The organism is Streptomyces sp. NPDC043908 (assembly GCF_056435525.1).
Genome location: NZ_JBWKEI010000002.1, coordinates 23,829 through 36,507 on the forward strand (window position 1 = coordinate 23,829; position 12,679 = coordinate 36,507).

At 68.2% G+C, this 12,679-nt stretch carries 12 protein-coding genes; 5 read left to right on the forward strand and 7 right to left on the reverse strand.

Annotated features, from left to right (window positions below):
- Positions 1-85: 85 nt before the first annotated feature.
- Positions 86-634, forward strand: a complete 549-nt coding sequence (locus AC069K_RS04415; protein WP_478612060.1) for an NADAR family protein — start codon at positions 86-88, stop codon at positions 632-634.
- Positions 635-1,285: 651 nt separating this feature from the next.
- On the opposite strand, the gene AC069K_RS04420 is transcribed toward AC069K_RS04415, so the two are convergent.
- Positions 1,286-1,915, reverse strand: coding sequence for a DUF4190 domain-containing protein (locus AC069K_RS04420; RefSeq protein ID WP_365114320.1), 630 nt, complete (start codon positions 1,913-1,915; stop codon positions 1,286-1,288).
- Positions 1,916-2,043: 128 nt separating this feature from the next.
- Between AC069K_RS04420 and AC069K_RS04425 the strand changes: the two genes are divergently transcribed.
- Both AC069K_RS04425 and AC069K_RS04430 read left to right on the forward strand, forming a co-directional pair.
- Positions 2,044-3,075, forward strand: a complete 1,032-nt coding sequence (locus AC069K_RS04425; RefSeq protein WP_478612062.1) for an adenosine deaminase — start codon at positions 2,044-2,046, stop codon at positions 3,073-3,075.
- Positions 3,076-3,095: 20 nt separating this feature from the next.
- Positions 3,096-3,788 carry a glycerophosphodiester phosphodiesterase gene (locus tag AC069K_RS04430; protein ID WP_365114316.1) on the forward strand — a complete coding sequence of 231 codons (693 nt, stop codon included), beginning with the start codon at positions 3,096-3,098 and terminating at the stop codon, positions 3,786-3,788.
- A gap of 6 nt (positions 3,789-3,794) precedes the next feature.
- Here AC069K_RS04430 and AC069K_RS04435 read toward each other — a convergent pair whose 3' ends face one another.
- From AC069K_RS04435 to AC069K_RS04450, 4 genes are all read right to left on the reverse strand, one after another.
- On the reverse strand, positions 3,795-4,328 hold the full coding sequence (locus AC069K_RS04435) for a hypothetical protein (protein ID WP_365114314.1): 534 nt from the start codon (positions 4,326-4,328) through the stop codon (positions 3,795-3,797).
- 57 nt (positions 4,329-4,385) lie between these two features.
- On the reverse strand, positions 4,386-6,188 hold the full coding sequence (locus tag AC069K_RS04440) for a DEAD/DEAH box helicase (protein ID WP_478612065.1): 1,803 nt from the start codon (positions 6,186-6,188) through the stop codon (positions 4,386-4,388).
- 32 nt (positions 6,189-6,220) lie between these two features.
- Complete coding sequence (locus AC069K_RS04445; RefSeq protein ID WP_478612067.1) at positions 6,221-7,627, reverse strand: ParB N-terminal domain-containing protein; 1,407 nt, start codon at positions 7,625-7,627, stop codon at positions 6,221-6,223.
- Between the two features lie 88 nt (positions 7,628-7,715).
- Positions 7,716-8,408, reverse strand: a complete 693-nt coding sequence (locus AC069K_RS04450) for an HNH endonuclease (protein ID WP_478612069.1) — start codon at positions 8,406-8,408, stop codon at positions 7,716-7,718.
- A 275-nt stretch (positions 8,409-8,683) separates the two neighbouring features.
- Here AC069K_RS04450 and AC069K_RS04455 point away from each other — a divergent pair, with 275 nt between their 5' ends.
- Positions 8,684-9,352, forward strand: a complete 669-nt coding sequence (locus tag AC069K_RS04455; protein ID WP_478612071.1) for a hypothetical protein — start codon at positions 8,684-8,686, stop codon at positions 9,350-9,352.
- Positions 9,353-9,474: 122 nt separating this feature from the next.
- Positions 9,475-9,639: a hypothetical protein gene (locus AC069K_RS04460; protein ID WP_478612073.1), complete on the forward strand. Its 165-nt coding sequence runs from the start codon at positions 9,475-9,477 to the stop codon at positions 9,637-9,639.
- Positions 9,640-9,772: 133 nt separating this feature from the next.
- Here the strand turns inward: AC069K_RS04460 and AC069K_RS04465 are convergent, their stop codons facing one another.
- Together AC069K_RS04465 and AC069K_RS04470 are read right to left on the reverse strand one after the other, a co-directional pair.
- A complete protein-coding gene (locus tag AC069K_RS04465) occupies positions 9,773-10,960 on the reverse strand; it encodes a polyamine ABC transporter substrate-binding protein (RefSeq protein WP_365114312.1) in 1,188 nt (395 codons plus the stop codon).
- 162 nt (positions 10,961-11,122) lie between these two features.
- Positions 11,123-12,562, reverse strand: a complete 1,440-nt coding sequence (locus AC069K_RS04470; RefSeq protein ID WP_365114310.1) for a gamma-aminobutyraldehyde dehydrogenase — start codon at positions 12,560-12,562, stop codon at positions 11,123-11,125.
- Positions 12,563-12,679: the final 117 nt, after the last annotated feature.

A 12,679-nucleotide genomic window follows, 5' to 3' on the forward strand; every position in this document is an offset into this window, starting at 1 on the left:
ACGCGACGGAATCTGTCGACCATGTGTCGGGTCCGGCCGTAAATACCCGTACGGAGTGTCAGTGGCGGATGCCAGACTCGCGTGTATGGAGAAGATCGACAATTTGATCGCGCAGGTCAAGGATGGTGAACGGCTGAAGTTCCTGCACTTCTGGGGGCACACGCCGCGCCGTGACGGCACGCTCGGACCGAGCTGTCTCAGCCAGTGGTGGCCGTCGCCGTTCACGGTGGACGGCGTCGACTACGCGACGGCGGAGCACTGGATGATGGCCGCCAAGGCCCGCCTGTTCGCCGACCCGGAGGCGGAGCGCGCGGCACTGACCGCACGGACCCCCGCGGAGGCGAAGAAGGCGGGCCGGCTGGTGCGGGGGTACGAGGAGGAGGTGTGGAGGCGTGAGCGGTACGGGATCGTGCTGGCGGGCTCCCTCCACAAGTTCGGCCAGTCCGAGGCGCTGAGGGAGTACCTGCTGACGACGGGCGACCGCGTCCTGGTCGAGGCGAGCCCCCTGGACCGCATCTGGGGAATCGGCCTCCCGGCGGACGCCCCCGAGGCGTCGGATCCGGGGCGGTGGCGGGGGGAGAACTTGCTGGGGTTCGCGCTGATGGAGGCGCGGGAGGTGTTGCGGGGCGCGTGATTCTCCCCCACCCCGCCCCTTCCCTGAAACCCTCTGGCGGCGGGCGCCTTGGGGTGGGGGTGGGATTTGTGTTGCGGGGCGGTGGGGGGGTGGGGGTGCGGTAGGGCCCGGGGTGCTTTCGTCTGCGGGCCGGTGGGGCTGGTCGCGCAGTTCCCCGCGCCCCTAGGGGAGTGTGCCTTCGGGGGATGCGGGTGCGGGTGCGGCCCGGGGGGCTTTCGTCTGCGGGCCGGTGGGGGCTGAGCGCACAGTTCCCCGCGCCCCTAGGGGGGTTTGCCTTCGGGGGGATGCGGGTGCGGCCCGGGGGGCTTTCGTCTGCGGGCCGGTGGGGGCTGAGCGCGCAGTTCCCCGCGCCCCTAGGGGGATGGGGTGCGGGCGGCTGGCGCGAGGGGTCGCAGGGGCGGAGCCCCCGCTCACGGCACCCTGGCCCGGTGAGCCACCACGCGGCAGGGGCGCAGCCCCCGCCAGGGGTGCAGGGGGCGCAGCCCCCGCCAGGGGTGCAGGGGGCGGAGCCCCCGCTCGGGGGGTCGGGGGGCGGAGCCCCCGCTCGGGGGTCGGGGGGCGTAGCCCCCGCTCGGGGGTCGGGGGGCGTAGCCCCCGCTCGGGGGTCGGGGGGCGTAGCCCCCTGGGAACACCCCCCCACCCCCGGAGGGTTTAGGGAAGGGGCGGGGTGGGGGAGTCCCTCAGGATCAGCGTCGTCGCGAACGGGTCGTCGTACCGCGTCGAGTCATCCCCATCCTCATCATTCGTCACCGCCCAGATCATCAGCCCCAGAAACACCGCGCTCACCACAACCCCCACCGCCCCGAGAATGATCCCGGCCAGCGCCTGCGCCCCGTTCGTGGCCTCGCCCCGCTTCGCCCGGCCCCTCCCCAGGAACCCGAAGATCAGCGCCAGGATGCCGAGCACGATCCCGAGGCCCCAGAGGCAGAACAGCACCACCGACAGGATGCCCAGCACCAGCGCCGTCGTGCCGAAGCCGTTGAGCGGCGCGGCCATGCCGGTCCAGCCGGGATGGCCCGGGTGGCCGGGGTGGCCGTAACCCGGGTAACCGGTGTAGGCGGGATACGCGGGGTAGCCGTAACCCCCCGGCGCCCCGGGCCCACCCGGCGCCGTGGGCGGCGGCGGCACCGGCCCGGCCGCGGGCGGCGGCCCCGCCGCCGGCATCGACGTCACCGTCGGCTGGTCGTGCACCGGCTTCGACAGCGGAACCTTCTGCTCCGGCGGCGCCCACGGGTCCACGGGCTCCGCGCCCTCGGACGACTGATCGCGGTTGTCTGACATGGGCCTCCCCCATCGTGGTTCCGACATGCTAAGGCTCCGGCCCGCGGCCCGATCCGCGGGATCCGGGCGATCCGCCCGGCCTAACATGATCCCCGACGAGCGAAGCCGACAGCCGCGGAGGAAGAACCATGACCGATCTGCACCCGTTCATCGCGGGGCTGCCCAAGGCGGAGCTCCATGTGCACCACGTCGGCTCGGCCTCGCCCCGTATCGTCGCCGAACTCGCCGCCCACCACCCGGACTCGAAGGTCCCCACCGACCCCGAGGCCCTCGCGGACTACTTCACGTTCACCGACTTCGCGCACTTCATCGAGGTCTACCTCTCGGTCGTCGACCTGATCCGCACCCCGGAGGATGTGCGGCTTCTCACGTACGAGGTGGCCCGCGACATGGCCCGGCAGAACATCCGGTACGCCGAGCTGACCATCACCCCCTTCTCCTCCACCCGCCGCGGCATCGACGAGCGCGCCTTCATGGACGCGATCGAGGACGCCCGCAAGGCGGCCGAGAAGGAGCTCGGCACGGTCCTGCGCTGGTGCTTCGACATCCCGGGCGAGGCCGGTCTGGAGGCGGCGGCCGAGACGACCCGGCTCGCGACCGACGACGCCGTCCGCCCCGAGGGCCTGGTCTCCTTCGGCCTCGGCGGTCCCGAGATCGGCGTACCGCGCCCGCAGTTCAAGCCCTACTTCGACCGGGCCATCGCCGCCGGGCTGCACTCGGTACCGCACTCGGGCGAGTCCACGGGCCCGCAGTCCATCTGGGACGCCCTGCGCGACCTGCGCGCCGAGCGCATCGGCCACGGCACCAGCGCCACCCAGGACCGCGACCTCCTCCAGCACCTCGCCGACCACCGGATCGCCCTGGAGGTCTGCCCGACCTCCAACCTGGCGACCCGTGTCGTCACCGACATCGAGCGGCACCCGATAAAGGAGATGGTCCGGGCGGGCGTGCTGGTCACGGTCAACAGCGACGACCCGCCGATGTTCGGCAGCGACCTCAACAACGAGTACGCGGTCGCCGCCCGTCTGCTGGAGCTGGACGAGCGCGGGGTGGCCGGCCTCGCCAAGAACGCCGTCGAGGCGTCCTTCCTGGACGCGACGGGCAAGGCCCGGCTCGCCGCCGAGATCGACGACTACACCGCGCGGTGGCTCGCGCGGTAAGGCCCGACCACAATGGGCCCATGCGCACCGTGACTGCCGTGGCCCACCGCGGCGACCCCTACCGCGTCCGCGAGAACACGCTCCCGTCGATCCACTCGGCGCTGGAGCGGGGCGCGGACGTGGTGGAGATCGATGTACGGCTCACCCGCGACGGCGTCCCCGTCCTGCTGCACGACGACACGCTGGAGCGTCTGTGGGGCCATGACCGGCCGCTGTCCTCCCTGGTGTACGAGGACGTGCGCGAGCTGACCCGCTCCGGCGTGCCCACCCTGCGCGCGGCCCTGGCGGCGGCGGGGGCGCACCGGCTGATGATCGACCTGCCGGGCGCGACCGACGCGGCGGTGCGCGCGGTCGTCGCCACGGTGCGCGAGTGCGGCGCGGGCGACCGCGTCTCGTACTGCGCGGGCGCGTCCGCCATGCTGAAGGTCCGCTCGGCCGACCCGTCCGCCGAGATCGCCCTGACCTGGACGACGCCGGCCCCGCCGCGCCCCGAGCTGATCGCGGCGGTGAAGCCGCGCTGGCTCAACTACCGCTTCGGGCTGATGAGTCCGGAGCTGGCGGCGCGGATCCACCGCGACGGCATGCTGGTGTCGGTGTGGACGGCGGACACCAGGCGGACCATGCGGCGGCTCGTCGGGCACGGCGTGGACGCCATCACCACGAACCGGCTGGACGCGCTGCGCGCGGTCCTCGCGGCGGCGGGCACGGACTGACCGCACTCACACCGGCGCCGCCGCCGGCACCCCCGCGGCGGGCGCCGTCAGCGCCTCCAGCTCCTTGATCTTGCGGCGTACGACGTACAGCGGGATCACCCCGAACACCCCGAACGACATGTCGATCACCGACCACCAGAAGGGGATCCCCCGGACGGGACCGCAGATCAGGGCCAGCGGGATGATCCCGGCGCAGGCGATCATCCCGAACTCGATCACCCAGATGTTGCGCACCGGGTCGCGGTAGGGCCCGTAGAAGGCGACGGCGATGACGAGGTGCGCGAAGGCCAGCCAGTCCGTTCCGTAGAGGACGAAGGGGTACTTCTCGTCCGTCGCGTCGAGCCCTTCGCGTACCCGGTCGATCCAGTGCGCGAGGCCGGGGAACCAGTCCCCCAGCGGCGTGGACCGCACCAGGCCCTGCGTCCAGCGCAGTTCGTGCACCAGCGGGAACGCGGTCAGCCCGCTCAGCACGAGGCAGACGATGAAGACGACCAGCCACAGGCGTATGCGCCGCACGAGAACAGCTCTTGGCTCGCTCATGACCGCAGCCTACGCCCCGGTTTGAACGCGTTCAAATGCCACGGCCCACCACTCGCCTCAGGGTGCGGCATCCACATGAGCGAGCACCGCCCGGAGGTCTGAGACGTCCATGCCCCAGCTCTCCATGTCCTCCTCAGGATCTGCCAGTTGCTGGAGTGCGGGATCGTCGAGGATCGCCCCCAAGAAAGTCAGCTTGCGTCCGAGGCGTTCATGGACCACCTCATCGATCGTCCCTTCAGCCGTGAGGACGGTAATGCGCGTCTCTGTGTCTGAAGCCAGGCCGAGACGATGGATCCGGTCGAGGCTTTGAAGAAACCGGCCGGCGGCAAAATCCCTGTCGACGTAAATGGCGTCATGGCAGACGTGATGGAGGCTGATCCCCTCGCCCAACGTAGCCGGGTTGGACAGCAGAACCATGCAATCCTGCTCACTCCGGAACCTTTTGATCTGCCGCTCCCTGTCGAGAGTTCCTCCGTGGACTACTGCGGGCTTGAACTTCCGAAGCGCCCGTTCAAGCGACGTCAGATTCCTGACGAAGGTGGACCAGACCAGAGTCTTCCGTCCTGCCTCAGCGTTTTCCGTGACGACCCTGATAACTTCCTCGTACTTCGGCGAAAGCTCATAACGAGGGAGGTCCCGCATCAGGGCGGACAGTGAGCCATCCTGCGGAATCTCCAGCGGCGGGACATAGAAGGGCAGCGGCTCATACCTTGTGCTTCCTTCCTCAAGCAACGCTGGGCTAGTACTGGCCATCATCAGATAGACCATCACTCTCCCGAGCTTTGAGAATCGCTCCTGCTCCGCATCTCCCTCGGGGATCATCTTGTTGACGAGGGCAGAGTAGAGCCTGCGGTGCGCGTCAGGAAGCAGGATGGACTGACGTCGTATCCTTACCGGCGGCAGGCCGAGCTCGTTCTTCGTCGTTCTGGTAAAAAGCGGGCGCAGCACCTGACTGGCATAGGACAAGTCCTTCCCGCCTACAGCCCGGTCTACAACGCGGCGTCCGTGGCCCGGCCAGACGAAGGAGAGCAGGCTCTCCAGGTCCTTGGCCCCGTTAGGAGCAGGCGTTCCTGTGAGAATCAGGCGGTGTCTCGCGAGCGGCCCGAGCGCCATACAAGCGGCCCCGTAGGCGCCCTGAACGCCGAGCTTCATCCGATGCGCCTCATCAAGCACGATCATCGTTGGCTTATCCGATACCCACTCGGCCAGCTCGGCCTGCACGCGGTTCAAGCGCTCATAGTTGATCAGAATGATCTCGGCCGAGTAGTCAGCGTGCTTGGCGAAGACCTGCATGTGGGGAGACCTGGAGAAGCACGTGGCGCTCTCCTCCTGCCATGCCTCGTAGGCGGACTTCGGCCCGACGACTAGGAGCTGACGGACACTGCCCTCAGCCCGCAGCGCCGCGTACACCGCAAACGCCGTACGAGTCTTGCCGGCCCCAGGAACGCTGAAGTTGGCTCCATGCGTCAGCGACAGCAGCTTGGCGATATCCCGCACCTGGAAGGACGTGAGGGGAGCAACCCAGTCAGTACCGAGCCGACCGGCCACATCGCCAGGGTGCACGGCCTCAAAGACTGCGTCTCCTCGCTCTCCGGCGCTCAGGCGTTCATCGACGGCCTGGGCATCACGTACCGAGGCCTCAGCCAGTGCACGCAGGTCCGGGGCGAACCAGACGCCTGGCAGATCGGGCCAGGTGTTGACCAGCTGAAGGCTCGCCAGAAATTCCTCCAGGTCGACTTCGGCTGAAGCCTGGCCGCGCTGCCCTCCGCTGCTGTAGCGAGCAGCCAACCGGACCAGTTGCTCACGGTACCCAGGAGCCGTACGCAGAAGCACCTTGGTGCGGGTTTCATTGAAGCTCACCCTCAGCGTCGCGGAGGGCGGAGCATCTAGACTCACCTTCCTGTCACCGCCTTGGTCAGCCACTGCATTCCGTTCCCTGGTTCAGCGGCACCGCGCACTGCCTGACGGGCGAGCTTCTCAAGGCTCTGGCGCAGGCGCTGGAGGGCATTGTCGAAAGCCTCTTCGTCCAGACTTCCGCTCGCCCTGGCCTGAACAAGGTCAGAGACGCTCTGGTTGATAGCTGCCGTAGCGTCGTCGATGCGCTCGGCAGCCGTCTGCTGAACCTTCCTCAGCTTGTCATCCCGCTCAGCCTGATTGATGGCGCGCAGCATTCCCTTGCGTGCCTCAATAACTTTTGCCCGGGCTTCAACACGAACAGCTTCAGGGGCCGATCCCGATGCCTCCTGTGCCTTGGCCTTCAAAATCACGTCGGTGACGCCCCGCGCCCTGAGCAAACATTCGGACGGTGCCGCCAGGGAGACGCTCAGTCCAGCGATTCCCACAGGGGCCGCTTCACCGCCCCCTTCCTTCAGAAGCGACGGGAGTGCTTTGTCGAGATAGGCGTCATGAAACTCATCACCGATGAGACGGGTAGACGTCTTAGGGAAATCGAGAATGATGGCAGCAATACGGTTTTCTTTAATCTGGTCCGCTTTGCTCTGGCTGGAGGCCGCGGCTTTGAGGTAGGCCCGGTGAAGTTCCTTGAGGTTTTCCTGATGTCCCTCGAAGTCAACCAGCCGGAGCCTTGAGCCGTCTCCGGAGCTGCTTCGCTCGATCATCTCCTCGATAACGCTGAGGATCCACCGTTCCTGCCTGAACGTTTTCACCTGCACATGGAAGGATTTAGCAATAGCTTCGGGCGCCCGCCCCATCAGCTCCTGCTCTTCCATGGCAAGCAGGCGGTTGATGTATGAATACTCTCGCCGTTTGTCCGGACGCAGCTGAAGCGAAAGCTCGACGTCGTTGATGTCATCCCAAGTAAACGTGTCAGGGAGCACTCCCACACGGATTGACTGCCTACCGATCATGCGGAGCGCCGCAGCCCTGGTGTTCCCGTTGACGAGAATGCCATCCCGGGTCAGGAGGCCAGGCTCCTGCTGACCCACCTCAGCGAGACTCTCCCTGAGGTGGTCGAATTCAGGGTCGACCTCATCCGGATTGGACGGCTTGCCGACCAGCAGCCGAAACAGATAATCCTGACTCTCCGAACACCACGGATCGGAGGCCAGAGTCGCCTCAAGCCTCGGATCATGTCCGCGTTGCGCCCTGATGCGATGGGTGGCGGGGTTGTAGTAGAGACCGGCGAGCGGCATGTCGACAACCCCCACATGCAGTGGCTTGCCGTTCCACTCAACCGTCACCGTCTCAGGAGTGCCCCCCTCTTCGAGCGCGGCACGCAGCCGACGGGCTACAAGCTCCGCGTTCTCTGCCGCGCGAGGAGGCGATGGGTGCTTCTGCATCTCAGGCTCAACTCTCTTCCGTCATCCCTCTCGCGATCCGGGGGACCGCCGGGCCGCCGCTGCAGGGCCTATCATCCACAGGGCGGCGTCACCCCGCGCCCAGGTCAGCCTCTACGGCGCTCCTGGACTCCAGGGGAAGCGTCCTGAACTCGGCCCACAACCGGTCCAGCAAGCTGAACTCGCGCCGGTCCTCGGCAACCCACTGGGCGAAGAGGTCGCGCTCAAGGGAGCTCATCTGACGGAGCCGGCCCAGGAAGTCAGCGAGGTCCGTCGAGGCATCGCGGCCGCCCACCCTGCACCGACGGCATTCGGTGACCAGTTGAACGGTGGTTCCGCCGCCGGGGTGCCGGACTTCCCTTCGGGCGATGTCCAGTTGCGCGGTTTCGATGCCGCCGTCGTACACCTCACCGGCAGCGACCCCGCAGACACGGCAGAGATACCCGTCCCTGTCGAAGATCTCCCGACGCTGGTTGGCGGTGATGCTCGCGGCCGGCGTGAGGGCCTTCGACTGGCCCGGCTTCCACACCTCTGCCCCCATCTCCACGAAGCGCTGCTCGTGCGGCTTCAGCAACGGGTCCTCCCGGTTCGTCGCGATCTTCCACCCACGGTCCCGCAGGTCACGTACTCGCCGGTCGATCTGGGACGTCTCCGGGAATGCCTCGCGGAGCTCGGTCTTCGTGAAGACGTTGCCGACACCTACTTCTTCGAGGAGCCAGAGAGCACAGCGGACCATGCTGCCCCGCTTCCCGTCCTGCCACGACGGCCGATCGTCTGCATTCACGTCGTTCCTCCTGAGTTGTCTGCAGGCCGCTCCGGGGACTGTGACGGCCGAGCTCCATTTGAGGCACACCCCCTAACGCAGAACAAGGCGGGACGGATGTTTGCGCCACAACTGCAAACAGGAACTCGCCCCGAAAGTGCAAACACGCAATCAGGATACCGATCGAATTCCCGACGAATTACCGACTTCCGCTTGCGTCAGGGGAGTTGACCTGGAAACTGGGATGGCACGACCGGACCCTGAGGAACGTGGGAGGCATGGCTAAACACGGTGAGATGAAGACGGACTATGCGGAGAACTGTGGCTCCGCGAGACGCCGGTTCGCGGATGAGCTGCGCATACTCCTCGGACGGCTGCCCCACACGGCCCAGTCAGCGATGGCGCGTCAGCTCGGCCTGCCGACCAGCACGTTGTCCTGCTACTGGAGTGGTCGCCGGGTTCCCAGCGCGGCCGACGCGGAGTTGATCTACCGGGGCGTTCACTGTGCCACCGGAGCCGAAGTCCGCGCTGAGGGGCTCGGCGCCTTCCTTACGTTGCGCACTGGGGCCGCGGCCCGGCGTCCCCGCCAGACGATCCCGCTCCAGCGAGCGCTCGCGAGGCAGGGGTCCGGCAGCCTCCAACCGTGGGACCGGCGTACTCGCCGGAGCGAAACCGCCCGGCAGACCGCTGACGTTCTCGCCGCCAAGAGCCTGGCCGGGCACCAGCGTGAGGTCGTCAGCCTTGCATGGACGGCAGGGCAGAGGCTGTCCCCGGAGGCCCTCGCCGACACCGTCGCCGAACTGGTGGCTCACGGGCAGCCGGACATCGCGGAGGCGGTAACTCTGAGCGGCCGACACCGCTCACCCCACGACGTGATGGGTATCGCGCTGGCCTTTCTCAATGCCGAACTCCCCGACTTCGCCCGGCTTGCCATGACCGCCGCCGTGTCGCAGAAGACCAGCTGACGGGACCCGCCCGCCACTGGTCTGCCCCAGACCCCAGAAAACTGCGGCCTTCAACCGAAGCCGCCCATTCGCGATGCCGCCAAGCATGCTTTCTACGGCACCGGTATCTGAGGAGGCCCCATATGGACAGCGAGCGCACCACTTGGACCGAGACTCGGTACGAGTTCGTCATCAAGAGCGAGACCACCGCCTACGAGGACGGGCACTGGATCTCGCGGGAAAGCGTCGATGTGACTGTCGAGAAGTGCGGGAGTCCTGGGACCGCGCCCGAAGAGGGCGGGCAGTAGGCCGGGCGGCTCGGGAGAGGGACCGGCAGTGCACCGCAAAAGCCCGGTCAGCTCACAGCGAGGACTTGGCCGTACCACCGCCGGCCGTCTGGCGCAGCAGCTTCCGGCGGTGATAGAGCAGCGGGCCCTCGCCCTACAGCCCCACGATCGCGTTCCACCGCTTGGCGAACTCCACCCGCTCCCCCGGCGTGATGTCCCGGGCGATCGCGAGCCGTTGGCGCATCTCGGCGTCCGGGAAGACCAGGGGGTCCTCGGCGAGTTCGGCGCGCTCCTTGTCCTTGGAGGCGGCCAGCACCTCGCGGGCGGCCGGGACCGGGCAGACGTAGTTGACCCAGAACGCGAGCTCCGCGGCCACCTCCGGGTCGTAGTAGTGGTCGATCAGCGCCTCCGCGTTGGCCTTGTGGCGGGCCAGGTCGGGGATCATCATCGACTCCGCCCACAGCTCGGCGCCCTCCTCGGGCACCACGAACGCGATGTCGGGGTTGTCCGCCTGGAGCTGGATCACGTCGCCCGAGTACGCCTGGCAGGCCAGTACGTCGCCGGTGGAGAGGTCCTTGATGTAGTCGTTGCCGGTGAAGCGGCGTATCTGCTGGTTGTGCACCTGCTTCTCGACCCGGTCGCACATCCGGTGGAAGTCGTCCGCGGTCCACCGGGTCACATCGACGCCGTCGCCCTGCATCAGCAGCGCGAACGACTCGTCGAGCCCGGACAGCAGCGTGACCCGGCCGGCCAGGCGCGGGTCCCACAGGTCGCTCGTGTGCCTGATCTCGCGGCCGAGCTTCTTCCTGTTGTACGCGATGCCCGTGATCCCGGACTGCCAGGGCACGCTGTGCAGCCGCCCCGTGTCGAAGCCGGGCGCGGTCAGCTGCGGGTCCAGGTGCCGGGCGACGTTCGGCTGGCGGGAGCGGTCCATCTCCTGCACCCAGCCGAGCCGGACGAAGCGCGCGGCCATCCAGTCGCTGACGACGACGATGTCCCGGCCGGTCGGCTGATGGTTCATCAGGGCCGGGCTGATCTTCCCGAAGAACTCGTCGTTGTCGTTGATCTCCTCGGTGTAGGTGACGGAGATCCCGGTGCGCCGGGTGAAGGCGTCGAGGGTGGGCCGCCTGGACTTGTCGTCCTCACCGGTGTCGATGTACAGCGGCCAGTTGGCGAAGGTGAGCCGGCGGTCGGTGGCCGAGCGGTCGCGCGCTCCGCGCTCACCGGGCGCGACGTAGGCCGCGGGCACTCCGCAGCCCGCGAGCGCGGCCGCCGCGGCGCCGCCGCCGAGCGCGCGCAGCAGACGGCGGCGGGAGAGGGGGTTCAAGGGGGTCGCTCGCACCCCGGAAGGATGCCGGGGCGCCGGGGCACGGGGCAATGGACGGTCCGTACAGCCGTACGGGACGGGGCCGACACCCTGTCGACCCGTGGCGGTCCCGGACGCGCCCGTGGTGCGGCACCCCGTCCGGTGCCGCACCACAAGTGCCTTGCCTACGGGGGGAGATCAGCCCTCGTACGACGTCATCACGTGCTTGATGCGGGTGTAGTCCTCGAAGCCGTACGCCGAGAGGTCCTTGCCGTAGCCGGACTTCTTGAAGCCGCCGTGCGGCATCTCCGCGACCAGCGGGATGTGCGTGTTGATCCAGACGCAGCCGAAGTCCAGGTACTTGGACATGCGCATCGCGCGGCCGTGGTCCTTCGTCCAGACCGAGGAGGCCAGGGCGTACTCGACGCCGTTGGCGTACTCCAGCGCCTGCTTCTCGTCCGTGAAGGACTGGACGGTGATGACGGGGCCGAAGACCTCGTTCTGGATGATCTCGTCGTCCTGCTTCAGGCCGGAGACGACGGTCGGGGCGTAGAAGTAGCCCTTGTCGCCCACGCGGTGGCCGCCCGCCTCCACCTTGGCGTGCGCCGGGAGGCGGTCGATGAAGCCGGCGACCTGCTTCAGCTGGTTGGCGTTGTTGAGCGGGCCGTACAGCACGTCCTCGTCGTCCGGCTGACCGGTCTTGGTCTCGGCGGCGGCCTTGGCCAGCGCGGTGACGAACTCGTCGTGGATGGACTCGTGGACCAGGACGCGGGTGGCGGCGGTGCAGTCCTGGCCGGCGTTGAAGTAGCCCGCGACCGCGATGTCCTCGACGGCCTTGGCGATGTCGGCGTCCTCGAAGACGACGACCGGGGCCTTGCCGCCGAGCTCCAGGTGGACGCGCTTGACGTCCTTGGCCGCCGACTCGGCGACCTGCATGCCGGCGCGGACGGAACCGGTGATGGAGGCCATCGCCGGGGTGGGGTGCTCGACCATCGCGCGGCCGGTGTCGCGGTCGCCGCAGATGACGTTGAAGACGCCCTTGGGGACGATCGCGCCGATGATCTCGGCGATCAGGACGGTGGAGGCGGGGGTGGTGTCCGAGGGCTTGAGGACGACCGTGTTGCCCGCGGCGAGGGCCGGGGCGAACTTCCACACGGCCATCATCATCGGGTAGTTCCACGGCGCGACCTGCGCGCAGACGCCCACGGGCTCGCGCCGGACGATGGAGGTCATGCCCTCCATGTACTCGCCGGCCGAGCGGCCCTCCAGCAGTCGCGCGGCGCCCGCGAAGAAGCGGATCTGGTCCACCATCGGCGGGATCTCTTCGCTGGCGGTCAGCGCGAGCGGCTTGCCGGTGTTCTCGGACTCGGCCGCGATGAGCTCCTCGGCGCGCTCCTCGAAGGCGTCCGCGATCTTCAGCAGGACCTTCTGGCGCTCGGCCGGGGTGGTGTCGCGCCAGGCCGGGAAGGCCGCGGCGGCGGCGGCCATGGCGGCGTCGACGTCCGCCTGACCGGAGAGCGGCGAGGTGGCGTACGCCTCGCCCGTGGCCGGGTTGACCACCTCGATGGTCCGCCCGTCGGCGGCATCGCGGAACTCTCCGTCGATGTAGTTGCGCAAACGACGCAGTTCGGTGGTCACTTCGCTGGCCTCCCGGTCCGGTGTCCGATGGGTGAGACAACCCACCTTAGTCGGTGAAGTGTCGCTTTCGACAGACCCGTCGCCCACCAACTTCGGATTCAGTGCTTCCACGGTCAC

Excerpts from the sequence above, each read along its gene's own strand:
- AC069K_RS04415 (WP_478612060.1), top strand. The coding sequence starts at position 86 with ATGGAGAAGATCGACAATTTGATCGCGCAGGTCAAGGATGGTGAACGG.
- AC069K_RS04430 (WP_365114316.1), top strand. The coding sequence starts at position 3,096 with ATGCGCACCGTGACTGCCGTGGCCCACCGCGGCGACCCCTACCGCGTC.
- AC069K_RS04460 (WP_478612073.1), top strand. The coding sequence starts at position 9,475 with ATGGACAGCGAGCGCACCACTTGGACCGAGACTCGGTACGAGTTCGTC.
- AC069K_RS04425 (WP_478612062.1), top strand. The coding sequence starts at position 2,044 with ATGACCGATCTGCACCCGTTCATCGCGGGGCTGCCCAAGGCGGAGCTC.
- AC069K_RS04455 (WP_478612071.1), top strand. The coding sequence starts at position 8,684 with ATGAAGACGGACTATGCGGAGAACTGTGGCTCCGCGAGACGCCGGTTC.
- AC069K_RS04445 (WP_478612067.1), bottom strand. The coding sequence starts at position 7,627 with ATGCAGAAGCACCCATCGCCTCCTCGCGCGGCAGAGAACGCGGAGCTT.
- AC069K_RS04435 (WP_365114314.1), bottom strand. The coding sequence starts at position 4,328 with ATGAGCGAGCCAAGAGCTGTTCTCGTGCGGCGCATACGCCTGTGGCTG.
- AC069K_RS04420 (WP_365114320.1), bottom strand. The coding sequence starts at position 1,915 with ATGTCAGACAACCGCGATCAGTCGTCCGAGGGCGCGGAGCCCGTGGAC.